This is a genomic window from Arthrobacter luteolus NBRC 107841 (assembly GCF_001552075.1).
In the GTDB taxonomy this organism is placed as follows: domain Bacteria; phylum Actinomycetota; class Actinomycetes; order Actinomycetales; family Micrococcaceae; genus Arthrobacter_B; species Arthrobacter_B luteolus.
Map to the genome: position 1 here is coordinate 35,240 of NZ_BCQM01000010.1, position 17,940 is coordinate 53,179.

A 17,940-nucleotide genomic window follows, 5' to 3' on the forward strand; every position below is an offset into this window, starting at 1 on the left:
CCAGGGCGAGCAGGATTTGCACAGGGTTGAGAGAATAGGAACGTGACTGTTGCGACCCCAAATCTCAGGCTTGAACTGCCGCCCTTGAAGCTGGGCCGGCTGACCGTGGAGACGCCGGTGATCCTGGCGCCCATGGCCGGCATCACCAACCGGGCCTTCCGGCGGCTGTGCCGCGAATACGGCGGCGGCCTGTACGTCACCGAAATGGTGACCTCCCGGGCCCTGGTGGAACGCTCCCCGGAGTCGATGCGCATCATCGAGCACGACGACGATGAGTCGATCCGCTCCGTCCAGCTTTACGGCGTGGACCCGGTGACGGTCGGTGCCGCCATCCGGATCCTGGTGGAGGAGGACCGCGCAGACCACATCGACCTCAACTTCGGCTGCCCGGTTCCCAAGGTCACCCGCAAGGGCGGCGGATCCGCGCTGCCCTGGAAGCTGAACCTGTTCACCGCGATCGTCCAGACCGCCGTCCGGGAAGCCTCCAAGGGTAATATCCCGCTGACCATCAAGATGCGCAAGGGCATCGACGACGACCATCTCACCTTCCTTGAGGCCGGCCGGATCGCCCGCGACGCCGGCGTGGCCGCCGTGACCCTGCACGGGCGCACCGCTTCCCAGTTCTATTCGGGCAAGGCGGACTGGAATGCCATCGCCGAGCTGCGCGAAGCGCTGCCGGATGTCCCGGTGCTGGGCAACGGGGACATCTGGTCCGCTGAGGACGCCGTCCGGATGGTCGAGGAGACCGGCGTGGACGGTGTGGTGATTGGCCGCGGCTGCCAGGGCCGTCCCTGGCTGTTCGCTGACCTCCAGGCTGCCTTTGAAGGCCGCGACGAGCGGCACCGGCCCGGCCTGAAAGAAGTGGCGGACAGCGTCTACCGCCATGCCGAGCTGCTGGTGGAAACCTTCGGCGACGAAGTAATCGCCCTGCGGGACATCCGCAAACACATGGCCTGGTACTTCAAGGGCTACGTCGTCGGGGGAGACCTGCGGGCTAAGCTGGCCACTGTGCCCTCCCTCGAGGTCCTGCGCGGACTTCTGGCCGAACTGGATCCCACCGCTCCCTACCCGGGGGCGGATGCCGAAGGCCCCCGCGGGCGGGCCGGCACGCCCAAGAAAACAGCCCTGCCGGAAGGCTGGCTCGACGGACGGGAACTGAACCCCAGCCAGAAGGCCATCATCGCGGCAGCCGAACTCGATATTTCAGGTGGCTAACTCCATATGACCCTTCCGCAGGCTTTCCGCACCGCCGGTTACACCGGAGTCGACCTGGCACGCTGGGTCACCGAACCGGCCAAAAGCACCAACCGCACCCAGTTTGGACGCGACCGTGCCCGGGTGCTGCACTCTTCTGCCCTGCGCCGGCTGGGCGCGAAGACCCAGGTGGTCGCCCCGGATACCGACGACTTCGTCCGGACCCGCCTGACCCACAGCCTGGAAGTGGCCCAGGTGGGGCGGGAGCTGGGCAACGCGCTGGGCTGCGACCCCGACGTCGTTGATGCGGCCTGCCTCTCGCACGACCTGGGGCATCCTCCCTTCGGGCACAACGGCGAGTCGGCCCTGAACGATATTGCGCATGCCATCGGAGGATTTGAAGGCAATGCCCAGACCCTGCGGCTGCTGACCCGGCTGGAACCCAAGATCATCGCTCCGGACGGTTCTCCGGCAGGCCTGAACCTGACCCGGGCCAGCCTGGACGCCTCCTGCAAGTACCCGTGGTCCGCCGTCGACGCCCCCCTCGTCAACGGCCAGCGCACCACCAAGTTCGGCGTCTACGAGGATGACCTGCCGGTCTTCATCTGGCTCCGGGACGGAGCTCCCGCCGGGCGTTCCTGCCTTGAAGCCCAGGTCATGGACCTGGCCGATGACATCTCCTATTCCGTACACGACGTCGAGGACGCGATCGTCGCTGGGCACGTCCAGCTCAAGTGGCTGGACAATCCGGACCAGCGCGCCCGGGTGATCGGTTACACCCAGCAGTGGTATGTCCCCACGGCTGAAACGGCGGCCGTCGAGGCAGCGCTGGCCCGGCTCGAAGCCGAGGCCGTCTGGGTGCGGGAATCCGACGGAAGCCGGCGGGCGATGGCCGCGTTGAAGGACATGACCAGCCAGCTCATCGGCCGTTTCTGCTCCAGCGCTCTCGAAGCGACCCGCGGAATCTACGGCACCGACCCGCTCACCCGGTACAACGCCGAAATGGTGGTACCCGAGGAAACCCAGCTCGAAATCGCGGTGATGAAGGGCCTGGCCACCACATTCGTGATGACCACCGACCAGCGCCAGCCGCTCTACGAACGCCAGCGCGAGGTCCTCACCAACCTGGTGGCTCAGCTCGCCGCCACGGGGGACCGCCACCTGGAGCCGATGTTTGCCGCGGACTGGCGGGCAGCGGAGGACGACGGCGCCCGGCTGCGCGTGGTCATCGACCAGGTCGCGTCGCTCACCGACGGCTCCGCGCTGGCGCTGCACGAGCGGCTGGTTGGCCCGGTTCCGGCACTGTGGTGAGCCGTCCACAGCGGCACCTGTCCTGACCGGTCAATTTGGCACAGGAGAATAAGCTGGATGTATGGCCGGCCTGATTAAACGCGAAGACATTGACGAAGTACGTTCCCGCACCGACATCAAGGCGGTTGTGGATGGATATGTCACGCTGAAGTCCGCCGGAATCGGCTCCTACAAAGGGCTGTGCCCCTTCCACGACGAACGCTCTCCGTCCTTCCACGTCCGCCCGCAGGTGGGCACCTACCACTGCTTTGGCTGCGGCGAAAGCGGCGACGTCATCTCCTTCGTCCAGAAAATGGACCACGGGTCCTTCTCTGAAACCGTGGAGAAGCTGGCCGCCCGGCTGGGCTACGAACTGCACTACGAAGACGGCGGGACCGGACCCCGCCGGGAGGACGTGGGCAAGCGGCAGCGCCTGCTGGACGCGCACAAGGTAGCGGCCGAGTTCTTCCGTACCCAACTGCTGACCCCGGGGGCGGCGGCAGCCCGCAGCTTCCTGCAGGAACGCGGCTTCGACCCGGCCGCCGCCGAGCACTTTGGTGTGGGCTATGCACCGCAGGGCTGGGACTCCCTGCTGAAGCACCTGACCACAAAGGGCTTCACCCGGGAGGAACTGGCACAGACCGGCATGTTCTCCACCGGGTCCGATGCCTCCCGCTTCTATGACAGGTTCCGCGGCCGGCTCATCTGGCCGATCCGCGACCTCACCGGGGCGGTGATCGGCTTCGGCGCACGCAAGCTCTACGAGGACGACCAGGGGCCGAAGTACCTGAACACCCCGGAAACCCCGCTCTACAAAAAATCGCAGGTCCTCTACGGAATCGACCTCGCCAAACGCTCCATCGCCAAGGACCGCCAGCTGGTGGTGGTGGAGGGCTACACCGATGTGATGGCCTGCCACCTGGCCGGCATCACCACCGCCGTCGCCACCTGCGGAACCGCGTTCGGTACGGACCACATCAAGATCGCCCGCCGCCTGCTGTCCGACGACGGCACCGGGGGAGAGGTCATCTTCACCTTCGACGGCGACGCCGCCGGCCAAAAGGCAGCCCTGCGTGCCTTCGAGGAAGATCAGCGCTTTACCGCCCAAACCTTCGTGGCGGTGGATCCGAACGGTATGGATCCGTGCGACATCCGGCAGCAGCAGGGGGATGCCGCCGTCGCGGAGCTCATCCGGTCCCGGCGCCCGCTGTTCGAGTTCGCGATCCGTTCCACCCTGGCAAAGTTCGACCTCAACACCGTGGAGGGCCGGATCGCGGCCCTGCGCGCGGCAGCTCCGGTCGTAGCGGACATCCGTGATCCGGCAATGCGCCCCGCCTATGCCCGCGAACTGGCGGGCTGGCTGGGAAGCGAAGTGGACGACGTGCTGCGGGCGGTTAATTCGGCTGCCAAACGGCTGCGCGAGGGAACCGGCACCCGGCAGGATGCCCGGGACACCGGCAACGGCGCACAGCGCGGCGGTCCGGACCGGTCCCAGCGGCCCAGCGGGCAGAATCCGGGGCAGCAGGCCGGCCAGCAGTATGCCAGCCAGCAGCATCCCGGTGAGGAACCGGGCCAGCCTGCGGCGCCGGCGCAGCAGGCGTTCGCACGCCCTGATCCCAATGATCCGGCGGCGCGGATGGAGCGGCAGTCGCTGGAAGTGGTCCTGCAGCAGCCGGGATTGCTGGACGAGGGTCAATGGGAACGGTTCAAGGCCGCACGGTTCACCGTCCCGGCGTACGTTGCCGTGCACAACGCGATCCGGGCTGCCGGCATGGTTCCCGCGTCGCCGGCGGCATGGGTGGAGCAGGTGCGGCAGGAGCTTCCGGATGCGCTGCGCGGCTTTGTCAGCGAACTGGCCGTCACACCGATTCCGGCCCGGGACGCGGACGCCCTGGCGCTGTACTGCCGGGACATTCTCAACCGGCTCTTTGAACTCCAGGTGACCCACCTCAAGGCTGAGAAGCTCGGCCAGCTCCAGCGGCTGGATCCGGGCGCGGATCCGGCCCTGTTCCAGCAGCTGAACCGTGAACTTATGGAGCTGGAGATGCAGCGCCGGGCGCTGCGGGAGATCCAGTAGCAGCAGCTGCACACCGGCCCGGCCACGGCATCCCAGTCTGCGGCCCGCCGGGGATGGCGTGGATTTCATTTCTGGACGGATCCTCTGTAGAGTAATAGTCGCGCTTTCCCCCGTAGCTCAATTGGCAGAGCATTCGACTGTTAATCGAAGGGTTACTGGTTCGAGTCCAGTCGGGGGAGCAAATAGGCTCCTGACCTGTAGAAAATGCAGGTCAGGAGCCTTCTTCCTGCCGGGTGTCCGACGGCGGGAGGCAGGAGCAACGGTTCGGTGACAGCCTGAAACTCCTGTAGACTGATGTCGCCGCTTTCCCCCGTAGCTCAATTGGCAGAGCATTCGACTGTTAATCGAAGGGTTACTGGTTCGAGTCCAGTCGGGGGAGCCACCTGAAAACCCCCGAAGGCCGTGTGCCTGCTCGGGGGTTTTCCTTTTCCAGGGACGTTCCGGAACATCCCTGGACTTCCTATGACTTCCCTGAACTTGCCTGCGGGAAAGCCTGGCCGCCTGCCCCGCCGCGGAACCGCAGTTGCAGAAACTTAGTGCTCCGCCGCTACACTGGGGACTCTGCTGCATCATTGGGCCCTGGACACACCAATCTCCGGAGCCGGACGCAGCAAGGGCGAACCTATCCTGATGCCCGCCCCGGAACCCTACTGTTCCGGCCTTCCCGCGCTTCTGCGGCCGCTGATCCAGCCGGTCCCGCCACGCGGATCTTTCCGGACCTTCATCAGGAGTAGAACCATGCCGTCCACAGCCACCTCCACCACCATCAGCACCGGGGAAATCTTCGCCGCCCATGAAGGCGGGAAGCTCTCGGTTGAAACCACAATGCCGCTGGATTCCGCCCGCGCGCTCTCCATCGCCTACACACCCGGCGTCGCGCAGGTCAGCCGGGCGATCGCCGGCGATCCGGCTCTGGCCGGAACGCACACCTGGGCCTCGCGCCTGGTTGCGGTGGTCAGCGACGGTACGGCCGTCCTCGGGCTGGGAAACATCGGTGCCGCGGCCTCGCTTCCGGTCATGGAAGGCAAGTCGGCGCTGTTCAAGACCTTCGGCGGCCTGAACTCGATTCCGCTGGTCCTGGAAACCACGGATGTGGACGAGATCATCGAGACGCTGGTCCGGCTCCGCTCCAGTTTCGGGGCCGTAAACCTGGAAGACATTTCCGCCCCCCGCTGCTTCGAGCTGGAGGAACGGCTGATCGAGGCCCTGGACTGCCCCGTGATGCACGATGACCAGCACGGCACGGCCATTGTGGTGCTGGCCGCCCTGACCAACGCCGTCCGGGTCACCGGGAAGGAACTCGCCGGTCTCCGCGTGGTCGTTTCCGGTGCCGGCGCTGCGGGTGTTGCCTGCGCCAATATTCTGCTGGAAGCCGGAATCAACGACGTCGTTGTCCTGGATTCCCGCGGCATTCTCTCCGCCGGCCGAAGCCTGGAGGGTGTGAAGGCGGACCTCGCCGGCCGGACCAACCCGCGGAACCTGGAAGGCGGCGTTGCCGAGGCGATGGCCGGAGCAGACGTTTTCGTGGGCGTTTCCTCAGGGACCGTGCCCGAGAGCGTCCTCGCGGACATGGCACCGGACGCGGTCATCTTCGCCCTGTCCAACCCGGATCCGGAAGTCCACCCGGATATCGCGGCACGCTATGCGGCGGTGGTCGCCACCGGCCGGAGCGACTTCCCAAACCAGATCAACAACGTGCTGGCCTTCCCCGGGATTTTCCGCGGTGCGCTGGACAGCGGCGCCCGCCGGATCACACCCGCCATGAAGGTTGCCGCGGCCCGGGCCATCGCCGACCTGGTCGGTGATGACCTGGCCGCTGACCATGTTGTCCCCAGCCCGCTGGACCCCCGGGTGGCGCCCGCCGTGGCAGCCGCTGTGGGCGCGGCGGCCGGCACCGGCACGGCGTAACCCACGGACCCAGCACCACCAAGCGCTCCGGACCGCGGCCCGGAGCGCTTTTCCGTTCCCGGAGCCAGCTGCTGGGTCATCTCCCTCATCCCGCTGAGGCATACCCCTGAGGCCGGGGCTCAGGCTGACGCTGCCGCCGCTGCCCGATTCGAGAGCCCGCCGTTCCCAGCACCACAAAGCATGCTTACTGTTGAAGTAGGCTTTATTGGTTATTCCCAGCACGACGAAAGCCGAGGAACCGATGGGTGCCAGTCAGACAGGGCCTAGCCAGGAGGGCGCGGGGCATATTTCGCACCCCGCCAAAGTCATAGGCGTAACTGTTGCCGCCGCCGTCGGCGGTTTGCTGTTCGGTTTCGATACCGCCGTCATCAACGGTGCAGTCGATGCCATTGGGAGCGAATTCGACCTCAGTGCGGGTGTTCTGGGCTTTACCGTCGCCATCACCCTGCTTGGGTGTGCCATTGGTGCCTGGTTCGCGGGCCAGCTGGCGGACAGGCTCGGCCGGAAGACCGTGATGGTCACGGCCGCCATCCTCTTCGCTCTGAACTCCGTGGGTTCCGCCTGGGCATTCAGTGTCTGGGACCTGATGCTGTGGCGCCTGATCGGCGGCCTGGCCATCGGCACCGCCTCGGTCATCGCTCCGGGCTACATCGCCGAAGTGGCACCCGCAAAATGGCGTGGTGCGCTCGGCTCCATTCAGCAGCTGGCCATCACTCTGGGCATTTTTGCGGCCCTGCTCTCCGATGCCTTCCTGGCCAACACCGCCGGAAGCGCGTTCAACGAACTGTGGTGGGGGATGGCCGCTTGGCGGTGGATGCTCCTGGTCGGAGTTTTCCCGGCCGTTGTCTACGGCATCCTCGCACTGACGATTCCAGAGTCTCCGCAGTACCTGGTGCGGAAGAACCGTGATGATGAAGCTGCCCGGGTGCTCCGGGACATCACCGGTGTGCAGGACACGGACCGCAAGATCACTGAGATCCGGGACAGTTTCGAGCACGAGGAACGGGCAACCTACGCGGATCTGCGCGGCAGCATGTTCGGTTTGAAACCCATCCTCTGGGTCGGTATGGCCATCGCCGCACTTCAGCAGCTGGTGGGCATTAACGCGATTTTCTACTACTCGACCACCCTGTGGCAGTCGGTCGGATTCAGTGAGTCCGACTCCTTTACGACGTCGGTGATTACCTCGGTGGTTAACGTGCTGATGACCATCGTCGCCATTGCCTTCGTTGACCGGGTCGGCCGGCGGAAACTGCTGATGATCGGCTCCGTGGGTATGTTTATCGGCCTGCTGGCAGCCACCATTTCCTTCTTCCAGGCGGACGACAGCAGCGGAGAAATCCTGCTTCCGCAGCCGTGGGGAGCCATCGCGCTGGTTGGTGCGAACCTGTTCGTGGTCTTCTTTGCCGCCACTTGGGGACCGGTGATGTGGGTGACACTCGGTGAGATCTTCCCGAATAAAATCCGGTCACTGGCACTGGGGCTGAGCACCATGGTGAACTGGGTGTTCAATTTCATCGTGACGCTCTCCTTCCCTTGGGTCAGCGAAAACTTCGGATTGTGGATCATGTACGCGATCTTTACCATCTTCGCCGTCGTCTCCTTCTGGTTCGTCAAGACGAAACTGCCTGAGCTGTCAGGCCGTGAATTGGAAGCGGACCGGGACAATTTGTGACTGTTGGGGCAGACGGTAAAAGGGACTAAGTCGTGAAATCTGAGGAGAATGGTAATTTTGGGTAATGGCAACGACTAACCAGCAGACGGAAGCAGGGCCGATGAACAGCTCCGCAAGCACCAGGACCCAGCGGGCCAACGGGAGCTCCTCCATCGTTGGCCTGTCCAAGGTCATGGCGCGCCTGCTGCCGCGGCAGATCAGTGACGAACTGTCCCTGGCGCTGGCAGAGATGAAACAGAAGGGCATCAAGGCAGGCATTGCAGCCGGCCTCCTGGTGGTCGCCCTCCTGTTCCTTGCCGCCCTCGGCGTTGCCTTGATTGCGGCCGCAATCCTCGGACTGGCGACAGTGATGCCGGCCTGGCTGGCGGCCCTGCTCGTGGCCGCACTGTTCCTGGTGATCGCCGGCATCGCGGCCCTCATCGGAATCTCGCGGTTCAAGAAGACCATGCCGCTGCTGCCGGAAGACGCCCTGCGCGGAGTCCGGTACGACCTTGGAGTCCTCAAGGAAGGCCGCAGCTTCGACCCGGCCACCCTGGACGTGCCGAAGCCGCCCAAGGCGAAGGACGAAGGCAAGGACAAGCAGGAAAAGCCCGAGGACGCCGTCCGCAAGCCGACGCCGGAGGAACTGCGGATCCGGCTTCGCCAGCGCCGCGAGCATATTGCCGCGGTCCGCGACGGCCTCGGAGAGAAAGCCGATGTCAAGAAGCAGATGTCGGACCTCAAGGCCCGGAGGGCTGCTGCCCGCCGTTCCGGTACTGCAGGTTCCGGGGGCGAGGCTTCCGGAACCGCGGACGAAGTCGGTGCGATGCTCCGGGAACGGAAGCAGCCGCTCGCCGTACTGGGTGCTTCACTCCTGGCCATGGGCATTCTCCTGCGCAGGCTTTTGCGCAAATAACACCGTGGACAGAAAGGCAAAGGGAGCCGGATAGTGATCAGACTCATCGGCGCCGGTTCTCGTCCGGGCCGGGGGGAGCGGGTCCTGGATACCTTCTGGACCATCCCGAACATGATCACGGTCCTCCGGTTCCTCGGGGTCCCGCTTTTTGTCTGGCTCATTGCCCGGGACAGTTACGGCCCGGCTTTTTTGACACTGGTGATCATCGGGTGCACCGACTGGGTAGACGGCTACCTGGCCCGGCGTCTGGACCAGGTTTCCACAACAGGTAAGTGGCTTGACCCGGTTGCGGACCGGCTGGCACTGATCATCGTCGCCGTCGTTTTTGTCGTGGATGGGATCGCCCCCGCCTGGCTCGTATGGTCGATCGTCATTCCCGATGCCATCCTCATCGTCAATTCGCTGCTCCTCTTCCGGGGCAGCCCCAACCTGCCGGTGAGCAATATTGGCAAGATCCGGACCGCTCTGCTGCTGCTCGGGGCGCCGCTGCTCCTGCTGCAGCGGGTCCCGGGTTTTGACTACGCCTGGCTTGGCGCCGCCGGCAACACCGTGCTGCTGCTCGGCTGCCTGGGACACCTGCTGGCCTTTGGTGGGTACATGCTGCAGTCCTGGCGCAAATACCGGCGCCAGGCTTCGGTCCCTGAAGGGTCACCCCATGGTTCCTGACGACCGCCGGGCTGCAGCCGCGCCGGATGGCTTCCAGCCATGACCGGAATCGCGATAGCCTGCGCCCTGGCCAGTGCCGTCTTCCTGGCCTTCGGAGCGCAGCGCCAGGGCAGTGCCGTCAGTGCTGACACCGGCGGACTGAACCTGAACTCCTCCGGGATACTGCGCCTGCTGCGCAACCCGCGCTGGCTTTTTGGCCTGCTGCTTCTGGCCACTGGAACTGCCCTGAATGTTGTGGCCCTTGCCCTGGCACCCCTGACCGTCGTCCAGCCGATTGGCTCGCTGGCCCTGGTTATCACCACCATCGTGAACTCACGGGATCAGGGCCTCCGGCTGAACCGGATCACCGTGGTCTCGATCGTGGCCTGCGTGGCGGGCAGCATGCTGTTTGTGCTGCTGGCAGTGGGGGCCACCCAGACGGAGCAGACTATTGAGCCGCGCCAGGAGATCACCATCGTGCTGATCCTCGCCGTCGTCGTGGCATTCTTCGGTCTGCTCAACCTGCTGTTCGGCAAGCGGCTGGGTGCCATTGCGCACATCATGGGGGCAGGTATCCTCTTTGGCTTCGTCGCGGTATTGACCAAAACCATCGCTGCCGACCTCCTGGACCCCAATGGACGCTTCCTGCTCAACGTCCCCTGGTACACGCTGGTGGGCATCGCTGTCGCGGGCGGGCTGGGGGCCTGGTTCGTGCAGAGTGCCTATTCCAGCGGCCCGCCGGACCTGGTCATAGCCGGACTGACGGTCATTGATCCGATGGTCGGCATCGCCATCGGGATCGGCGTACTGAATGAACTTCGCCCCGATGTCCCGGCAGTCCTGGGTGTTGCGATGGGAGTCTGCGCCCTGATTGCTATTGTTGGGGTGTTCGCCCTGTCCAGATACCACCCGGATGTCATTAAGCGCCGGGCGAACCAGAGGCGGCGGCAGAAGCCAGCGGCGTCCAAGGCTGCCCGCAAGCCCTGACGCACCCGACCTGACCATCGAAACTCCAAAAGAGGACTTCCCCGTGACCGAGGAACCGGCAGATAAACCGCTGACCATCCTGATCGCCTGTGACACTTATCCGCCCCACCTGAACGGGGCAGCCCAGTTCGGTTTCCGCCTGGCCCAGGGAATGCACGGCAGGGGACACAACGTCCATGTGCTGGCACCCAGCCCCGGCAGCGGCCCGGCCCATTCGGAAACGGACGGTCCATGGACCGTGCACCGCCTCCGTTCCCACGGAGTACCCACCCACGAATACTGGCGGATCTGCCTGCCGTGGGAAATCAGGAAGCACATCTCGATGCTGCTGGACCGGGTCAAGCCGGACGTTGTGCACATCCAGTGCCACTACATGGTGGGCGAATACACCCTCTATGAAGCCCGCAGGCGCGGGATCCGTGTGGTCGCGACCAACCACTTCATGCCGGAGAACCTGGACCCGTTCCTGCCCTTCCCCAAATGGTTCAAGCGGATCGTCGCCCGGAACTCGTGGCGTGACATGGGCCGGGTCATGGGCAGTGCCGCCGTCGTCACCACTCCGACTCCGCTGGCGGCGAAGGCCATGACGGAATACGCATCCCTGCCGGACGTGCTGCCGCTGTCCAACGGCATTGATGCCTCGGCATACGAAACCCTGCCCGGGGAGGAGATCCAGCGCCCGGATCATCCCACCGTGCTGTTCGTCGGCCGGCTCGCCGAGGAAAAACACGTGGACGTCATCATCGACGCAGTGGCGAAGACTCCGCGGGAGCTCAACGTGCACGTGGAAATCGTGGGCGGGGGTGAGGTGAAGTCCGCATTGGTGGCCCAAGCTGCCCGGCTTGGCCTCCAGGACCGGGTGGTGTTCCGCGGGCTGGTGGACGACGCCGAACTCCGCCTGGCCTACCTGCGCGCAGACCTGTTCTGCATGCCGGGCACCGCCGAACTGCAGTCCCTCGTCACCCTCGAAGCCATGTCCGCCTCGACACCGGTTCTCCTTGCCGACGCCATGGCGCTCCCGCACCTCGTGGACCACGGCCGCAACGGCTACCTGTTCCAGCCCGGCGACAGCGCCGAGCTGGCCCAGCGGATTACAGAAATCCTGACGCTGCCCGCTGAGGAGCGCGCTGCCATGGGCCGGCACAGCCGCGCCATGGTGGAGCCGCACAGCCTGGAAGGCACCCTGTCCACCTTCGAGGACCTCTACCGCGGCGCAAGCAGCGTGGCCGGGATTCCCTAAGCCTTTACTCGGATGTACTAAGTCTCTATCAGGACGTACTGAGTCTCTACCCGGATGTACTCAGTCCCGGCCGGTCCGTGGACTTGCCCCGTTTTGGGACAATCCTTCGAGTCTGGAACTTCCCTGCCGCGGCACCGCGGCAGGGAAGTTCCGGGCTGGCAGGGAAGTCCCACAACGGAGGGGACACCAGAGACTCGCCGGGAGATGCCGAACCCAGCAGAAACTCGCCGAACGATGCCGGAGGGAACCCCTCCTGGAGCGTACCCAGGCCTGGTATGCCCAGGCCCGTCCGGGAAATTCGGCTGCCGGGCCCGCTGCACCTTAGGATGTCTATACTGCCTGCCGGATACGGCGGGTTCACACGGGGCTGTAGCTCAGCCGGTCAGAGCAGCGGACTCATAATCCGTGGGTCGTGGGTTCAAGCCCCACCAGCCCTACCGTGTTTCCGGGGATTCTCGGAGGTATTTGAAGCCTCCGAGGGTTCCCGGTTCTCCTTTAAGTCTGCACAAAGTTCTTAAGTCTGCACACAGTCCGCTGAGCCGCGGCAACAGGAACACCCCGGTCTTCGGTCCGGGGTGTTTTTTTGTGATCCGCAGGCGCACTGGCCCGGGCCCTGCAGGGAAGGGCGGCCGCGTGGATTGGGGGATTGTGCTTCGATGTTACTCGTGGGTAACATAAGGGCAGCCGGCTTGACTGTCCGGATGAGCCCAGGATCAGCGAAGGACATCTCATGGCAACTATCGACGTCGATAACCTCCCGTACCCGGACGGTGACTTCTACGCATTCGAGGACCTGCTCAGCGATAAGGAGCGGGACCGCCTGCATGAGGTCCGGTCCTGGCTCACGGCTGAGGTCAAGCCCCACGCCAACGACTGGTGGAACGCCGGGGAATTCCCGATGCACATGATTCCCAAGCTGGCCGAACTCGACGTCGTCTCCCCGGTGTACCGGCAGGGCTATTCGAATCTCTTCGCCGGTCTCTGCCATGCCGAGTTCACCCGCGCCGACACTTCCTTTGCCACGTTTATGGGCGTGCATGACGGCCTTTTCACCGGGTCGATCGAAGCGCTGGCCTCCGACGAACAGAAGGAAGCCTGGCTTCCGGATATCTACTCGCTGAAGAAGATCGGCGCCTTTGGGCTCACCGAACCCCTGGGTGGTTCGGATGTCGCCGGTGGAACCCGCACCACTGCACGGCGCGAGGGCGGAAACTGGATCCTCAATGGAGCCAAGCGCTGGATCGGGAACGCCACGTTCTCCGACTGGGTGGTCATTTATGCCCGCGACGAAGCGGACAACCAGGTGAAGGGTTTCCTCGTGGATACCCGGACCGAGGGCTACTCGGCCACCAAGATCGAAAACAAGATCGCGCTGCGGACCGTGCAGAACGCCGACATTGTGCTGGACAACGTCGTCGTGAGCGATGACTTCCACCTCAAGGGGGCCAACAGCTTCCGGGATACCAACAAGGTTCTCAAAGTGACCCGGCTTGCCGTTGCCTGGCAGGCCGTCGGCCAGCAGATGGCAGCGTTTGACGTTGCCCGCCGTTATGCGGTGGAGCGGGAGCAGTTCGGCAAACCGCTGGCTTCCTTCCAGCTGGTGCAGGAGCAGCTGGTGCAGATTCTCGGCAACACGGTCAGCTCGATGGGCATGATGGTCCGCCTGGCCCAGCTCGAGGATGAGGGCCGTGCCAAGGATGAGCAGTCCGCACTGGCGAAGGCCTTCACCACGGCCCGCATGCGTGAGTCGGTTGCCCTGGGGCGCAGCATCCTCGGCGGCAACGGAATTGTGACGGACTACGGGATGGCGAAGATTTTCTCCGACGCCGAAGCGATCTACTCCTACGAGGGAACCTACGAGATCAATACCCTGGTCACCGGCCGGGCGATCACCGGCATCGCCGCATTCGTCTAGCCGGCTATCCGGTCCGGCCTCCGGTGCTTAGGGCCGGGCCGGGCTTCTGCTCCCACCGGCCGGCGGGAGCAGAACGCTCGGCCGGCGGTCCATGAGATAGCGCAGGGGATCCACATACTCCCCGTCCAGCCGCACTCCCCAATGCAGGCAACTGCGGGGGCAGTGCGGCTGCCTGCTTTCCGGTGCCTTCGCATCAGCGAGAACCCTGTCAGTGAAAGCCCCATCAGCGGCGCCGCCGGGCAGGCTTCCGCGGAAGTCCACCACTCCAATGCTCTGGCCGGCGCTAACCGGTTTCCCCACGGACACGGTGGCCGTAACGGGTTCGAAACTGCTCACCGTCCCATTGCCGTGGTCGACTGTGAGTACCTGGCGGTCCACCACGTACCCGGTGAACCGGACCGTGCCGTCAGCCGGGCTTCGGACGGCATCACCGGCGGAAGCGGCGAGGTCGACTCCGCGATGTCCGGCCAGCCAGCGCTGGCCCGGTTTGTCAAACGGACGGACGACGGCGGGCGCAGGTGCCAGGGGCCAGCTCCACTGGCCGGCGGGAGCCAGCCGGTCAGCGGGCGCAGCGGGTAATGCGGCGTCCGTCGGCCGGATATCCACGGTGAGCGCCACCAGGAACGCCACCAGGAGTGCCGCGGGCACCGCCGCCAGCAGTGCAGCAGCGGCAGCAGGGCGACCGCCGGCCCGTGCAGGGTGCGGAGTGGGTTCAGCGCCGCCGGGGGAGGAGCGGCACACTGGATTTCCAACCGGTTTCTGAGGGTAAGCGGCGTGATCGGACATGATGCACAGTCCACTCCGGCGCCCGGTAGATCGGGTGACTGTCAACCGGTTTGTGGACCGGCCGGGAACCTGAGGCAGGAACACCTTGGCTGTGGAGGAGAACGGGACGGAGCGGGGCCGCTGCTGTAGTACACTTGACGAAGCAGTTTGCTGCGTGCTGATTCACTCTGCCCAGTCAGGATTTCCCGGGTAACCGCCTCAAAACGGTTGACGGAACCCTTTCCGGACGGAGAGCGGAACAGATCCACGCGCCGCATGCTGACTACGCGTGCCCCAATTATCCATGGTCCCGGTAACGGGAATATGGGTGCGTTCCTGCGGTCCGGTCAACACCGGTAAGGGACGCACGCCGGCATCTGTCACAGGACGACGGCTGATGGGCACCAGGAGCAGCACCCGCCGGGTGCTTCGCAATCAACCGTCAATGGCAGAAAATCCTGCGTGCGCTCAGCGCCGCCGGCTGCCGGAAGGAGTGACGACATGCCCGTCGTTACAATGCGCCAGCTGCTCGACAGCGGCGTCCACTTTGGCCACCAGACCCGCCGCTGGAACCCGAAGATGAAGCGCTTCATCTTCACCGAGCGCAACGGCATCTACATCATCGACCTGCAGCAGTCGCTGTCCTACATCGACCGCGCCTACGAGTTCGTCAAGGCCACCGTTGCCCACGGCGGAACCGTACTGTTCGTCGGTACCAAGAAGCAGGCCCAGGAAGCCATCGCTGAGCAGGCCACCCGCGTTGGCCAGCCCTACGTCAACCAGCGCTGGCTCGGTGGCATGCTCACCAACTTCCAGACTGTCGCCAAGCGCATCCAGCGCATGAAGGAACTCGAAGAGATCAACTTCGACGACGTCGCGGCTTCCGGTCACACCAAGAAGGAGCTCCTGCTCCTCAAGCGTGAACTGACCAAGCTGGAAACCAACCTCGGCGGCATCCGCAACCTGACCAAGGCTCCGTCCGTGGTCTGGATCGTGGACACCCAGAAGGAACACCTCGCAGTTGACGAGGCCCAGAAGCTGAACATCCCGGTTGTTGCCATCCTCGACAGCAACTGCGATCCGGACGACGTCGACTTCCCGATCCCGGGCAACGACGACGCCATCCGCTCCGTCAACCTGCTGACCCGCGTTATTGCTGACGCCGTTGCGGAGGGCCTGATCGCCCGCCACAACAAGGCCGGCAACACCGAAGCCCCGGCAGAGCCGCTGGCTGAGTGGGAGCGCGAACTGCTCGAAGGCGCAGCTGCTCCGGCCGCTGAAGCCACCGAAGCACCGGCTGCTGAAGCCGCTGAAGCACCGGCCGCCGAAGCTGCAGAAGCACCGGCTGCCGAAGCTCCCGCTGAGGACGCAACGGAGAAGTAAAACGAAGTCCCCAAAGATGGCTGCCGCGAGGCGGCCATCTTTGGGAAATCTGCTCAGCGCGGCTGGCCGGGATTCCCTGCCGGCCGCGCGGCGGAACAGCACCATTACTTTTATTACGGGAGGACTGGAGTCCAAATGGCGAACTACACCGCTGCTGATATCAAGGCTCTGCGCGAGCGCACAGGCGCCGGCATGATGGATGTGAAGAAAGCTCTCGACGAGGCCAACGGCGATGCCGACAAGGCCATGGAGCTCATCCGCATCAAGGGCCTGAAGGGCGCCACCAAGCGCGAAGGCCGTTCGACCGCTGAGGGCCTGGTTGCTGCCAAGGTCATCGACGGCACCGCCGGCGTGATGATCGAACTCAACTGCGAGACCGACTTCGTCGCCAAGTCCGCCAAGTTCATTGAACTGGCAGACCGCGTGCTGGCTGCTGCAATCGAATCCGGCGCTGCCGATGCCGAGACCCTGCTGGCCTACGAAGTTGACGGCAAGCCGCTCTCCGAGATCGTCGTCGAAGAAGGCGCCATCCTCGGCGAGAAGGTCGTCATCCGCCGCGTAGCACGCGTTGAAGGCAAGACCGTTGACGCTTACCTGCACAAGACCTCCAAGGATCTGCCGGCACAGGTTGGCGTGCTCTTCGCTGTTGACGGCGAAGGAGACGCTGCCTTCACCGCAGCCCACGACGTCGCAGTCCACACCGCTGCCTACGCTCCGACCTACCTGACCCGGGACGAAGTTCCGTCGGACATCGTGGAGAACGAGCGGCGCATCGCGGATGAAACCGCACGCGCCGAAGGCAAGCCGGAAGCCGCGCTGCCGAAGATCGTCGAAGGCCGCCTGACCGGTTTCTTCAAGGAGATCGTCCTGCTGGACCAGCCATTCGCCAAGGATGCCAAGAAGACTGTCGCTGCCGTCCTGAACGAAGCCGGCGTCAAGCCGGTTGCTTTCGCCCGGTTCCGCGTAGGCGCCTAAGGCCCTAAGCAACTGCGGACGCATCGCGGACGCGCCATGATGGCATAGAGGGGGTGGCCACCGAAAGGTGGCCACCCCTTTTGCCTGTCCGAAACACCTCACTATTCTTGAAAACAGCTGACAAACTTATCCTCAGCCAATGCCCCGGGAGGCACCATGGATCATGCCCTGAATGAAACCGAAACCCCGCGCCGCCGCGTACTGCTCAAGCTGTCCGGAGAGGTGTTCGGCGGCGGCAAGCTAGGTGTGGACCCCGAGACGGTACGCGGAGTCGCCAAGCAGATCGCTGCAACGGTCGGCGAGGTCGAAACCGCAATTGTTGTGGGCGGAGGCAACTTCTTCCGGGGAGCTGAGCTCTCCCTCAGCGGCATGGACCGCTCACGCGCGGACTACATGGGGATGCTCGGCACGGTGATGAACTGCCTCGCCCTGCAGGACTTCCTGGAGCAGGCAGGCGTGGAAACCCGCGTCCAGAGCGCCATCACCATGGGCCAGGTGGCCGAGGCCTACATCCCGCGGCGCGCCATCCGCCACCTGGAGAAGGGCCGCGTGGTCATCTTCGGTGCCGGTGCCGGACTGCCTTATTTCTCCACGGACACCGTCGCTGCCCAGCGCGCCCTCGAGGTCCATGCCGACGAGGTCCTGATGGCGAAGTCAGGTGTGGACGGTGTCTACACCGCTGACCCGAACAAGGACGCCACGGCCACCCGGCTGGAAACGCTGACGTACGACGACGCGCTGCGCCAGGATATCCGGGTCATGGATCAGACGGCGATGACCATGTGCAAGGACAACGACCTGTCCATGGTGGTGTTCGGCATGGAAGGCGAAGGCAACGTCACCCGGGCCATCCGCGGTGAAAAGATCGGAACAGTCGTCTCCAACTAGCGCCTCCCGCCCGGCGGCTGTTCTCCGCCTGCCCACCTGCGGTACCGCCGCAGGTGCGCAGGCGGGGAGTCGCGCGGGTTAGGATGGTAAGAGAGCCCAACCG

The 17,940-nt window shown here is 64.8% G+C and carries 14 protein-coding genes and 3 tRNA genes; 16 read left to right on the top strand and 1 reads right to left on the bottom strand.

Annotation, left to right across the window (positions count from 1 at the left end; translation table 11 throughout):
- The first annotated feature begins 42 nt into the window (after positions 1–42).
- The 13 genes from dusB (at position 43) to AL3_RS15105 (ending at position 13,826) form a co-directional block, all read left to right on the top strand.
- Positions 43–1,215, top strand: coding sequence for a tRNA dihydrouridine synthase DusB (gene dusB, locus AL3_RS15045; RefSeq protein ID WP_066302558.1), 1,173 nt, complete (start codon positions 43–45; stop codon positions 1,213–1,215).
- A 6-nt stretch (positions 1,216–1,221) separates the two neighbouring features.
- Positions 1,222–2,505, top strand: coding sequence for a deoxyguanosinetriphosphate triphosphohydrolase (locus tag AL3_RS15050; RefSeq protein WP_066302563.1), 1,284 nt, complete (start codon positions 1,222–1,224; stop codon positions 2,503–2,505).
- 61 nt (positions 2,506–2,566) lie between these two features.
- The gene (dnaG, locus tag AL3_RS15055) at positions 2,567–4,561 is read left to right on the top strand and encodes a DNA primase (protein WP_066302565.1); all 1,995 of its coding nucleotides are present in this window, start codon (positions 2,567–2,569) and stop codon (positions 4,559–4,561) included.
- 106 nt (positions 4,562–4,667) lie between these two features.
- Positions 4,668–4,740: transfer RNA gene (locus tag AL3_RS15060), tRNA-Asn, on the top strand.
- A gap of 127 nt (positions 4,741–4,867) precedes the next feature.
- Positions 4,868–4,943, top strand: a tRNA-Asn gene (locus AL3_RS15065).
- Positions 4,944–5,299: 356 nt separating this feature from the next.
- On the top strand, positions 5,300–6,469 hold the full coding sequence (locus AL3_RS15070; protein ID WP_066302567.1) for an NAD(P)-dependent malic enzyme: 1,170 nt from the start codon (positions 5,300–5,302) through the stop codon (positions 6,467–6,469).
- A gap of 205 nt (positions 6,470–6,674) precedes the next feature.
- Positions 6,675–8,144 carry a sugar porter family MFS transporter gene (locus tag AL3_RS15075; protein ID WP_246168699.1) on the top strand — a complete coding sequence of 490 codons (1,470 nt, stop codon included), beginning with the start codon at positions 6,675–6,677 and terminating at the stop codon, positions 8,142–8,144.
- A gap of 100 nt (positions 8,145–8,244) precedes the next feature.
- A complete protein-coding gene (locus tag AL3_RS15080) occupies positions 8,245–9,039 on the top strand; it encodes a phage holin family protein (protein ID WP_066302571.1) in 795 nt (264 codons plus the stop codon).
- A gap of 33 nt (positions 9,040–9,072) precedes the next feature.
- Positions 9,073–9,705, top strand: a complete 633-nt coding sequence (locus AL3_RS15085) for a CDP-alcohol phosphatidyltransferase family protein (protein ID WP_083521799.1) — start codon at positions 9,073–9,075, stop codon at positions 9,703–9,705.
- A 39-nt stretch (positions 9,706–9,744) separates the two neighbouring features.
- A complete protein-coding gene (locus AL3_RS15090) occupies positions 9,745–10,671 on the top strand; it encodes a DMT family transporter (protein WP_066302572.1) in 927 nt (308 codons plus the stop codon).
- 43 nt (positions 10,672–10,714) lie between these two features.
- Positions 10,715–11,911 (top strand): glycosyltransferase, encoded by a 1,197-nt coding sequence (locus tag AL3_RS15095; RefSeq protein WP_066302573.1) that lies wholly within the window; start codon positions 10,715–10,717, stop codon positions 11,909–11,911.
- Between the two features lie 363 nt (positions 11,912–12,274).
- A tRNA-Ile gene (locus AL3_RS15100) sits at positions 12,275–12,348 on the top strand.
- 293 nt (positions 12,349–12,641) lie between these two features.
- A complete protein-coding gene (locus AL3_RS15105; protein ID WP_066302574.1) occupies positions 12,642–13,826 on the top strand; it encodes an acyl-CoA dehydrogenase family protein in 1,185 nt (394 codons plus the stop codon).
- Positions 13,827–13,853: 27 nt separating this feature from the next.
- Here the strand turns inward: AL3_RS15105 and AL3_RS15110 are convergent, their stop codons facing one another.
- Entirely contained in the window at positions 13,854–14,567 is a 714-nt protein-coding gene (locus tag AL3_RS15110; protein ID WP_306303037.1) for a M23 family metallopeptidase, read from the bottom strand.
- A 525-nt stretch (positions 14,568–15,092) separates the two neighbouring features.
- Between AL3_RS15110 and rpsB the strand changes: the two genes are divergently transcribed.
- The 3 genes from rpsB to pyrH all read left to right on the top strand — a co-directional run bounded on the left by rpsB (position 15,093) and on the right by pyrH (position 17,837).
- Positions 15,093–15,974 carry a 30S ribosomal protein S2 gene (gene rpsB / locus AL3_RS15115; RefSeq protein WP_066302578.1) on the top strand — a complete coding sequence of 294 codons (882 nt, stop codon included), beginning with the start codon at positions 15,093–15,095 and terminating at the stop codon, positions 15,972–15,974.
- Positions 15,975–16,109: 135 nt separating this feature from the next.
- Positions 16,110–16,949 (top strand): translation elongation factor Ts, encoded by an 840-nt coding sequence (gene tsf, locus AL3_RS15120; RefSeq protein ID WP_066302579.1) that lies wholly within the window; start codon positions 16,110–16,112, stop codon positions 16,947–16,949.
- Positions 16,950–17,105: 156 nt separating this feature from the next.
- Positions 17,106–17,837: a UMP kinase gene (pyrH, locus tag AL3_RS15125; protein WP_066302581.1), complete on the top strand. Its 732-nt coding sequence runs from the start codon at positions 17,106–17,108 to the stop codon at positions 17,835–17,837.
- Positions 17,838–17,940 lie beyond the last annotated feature (103 nt).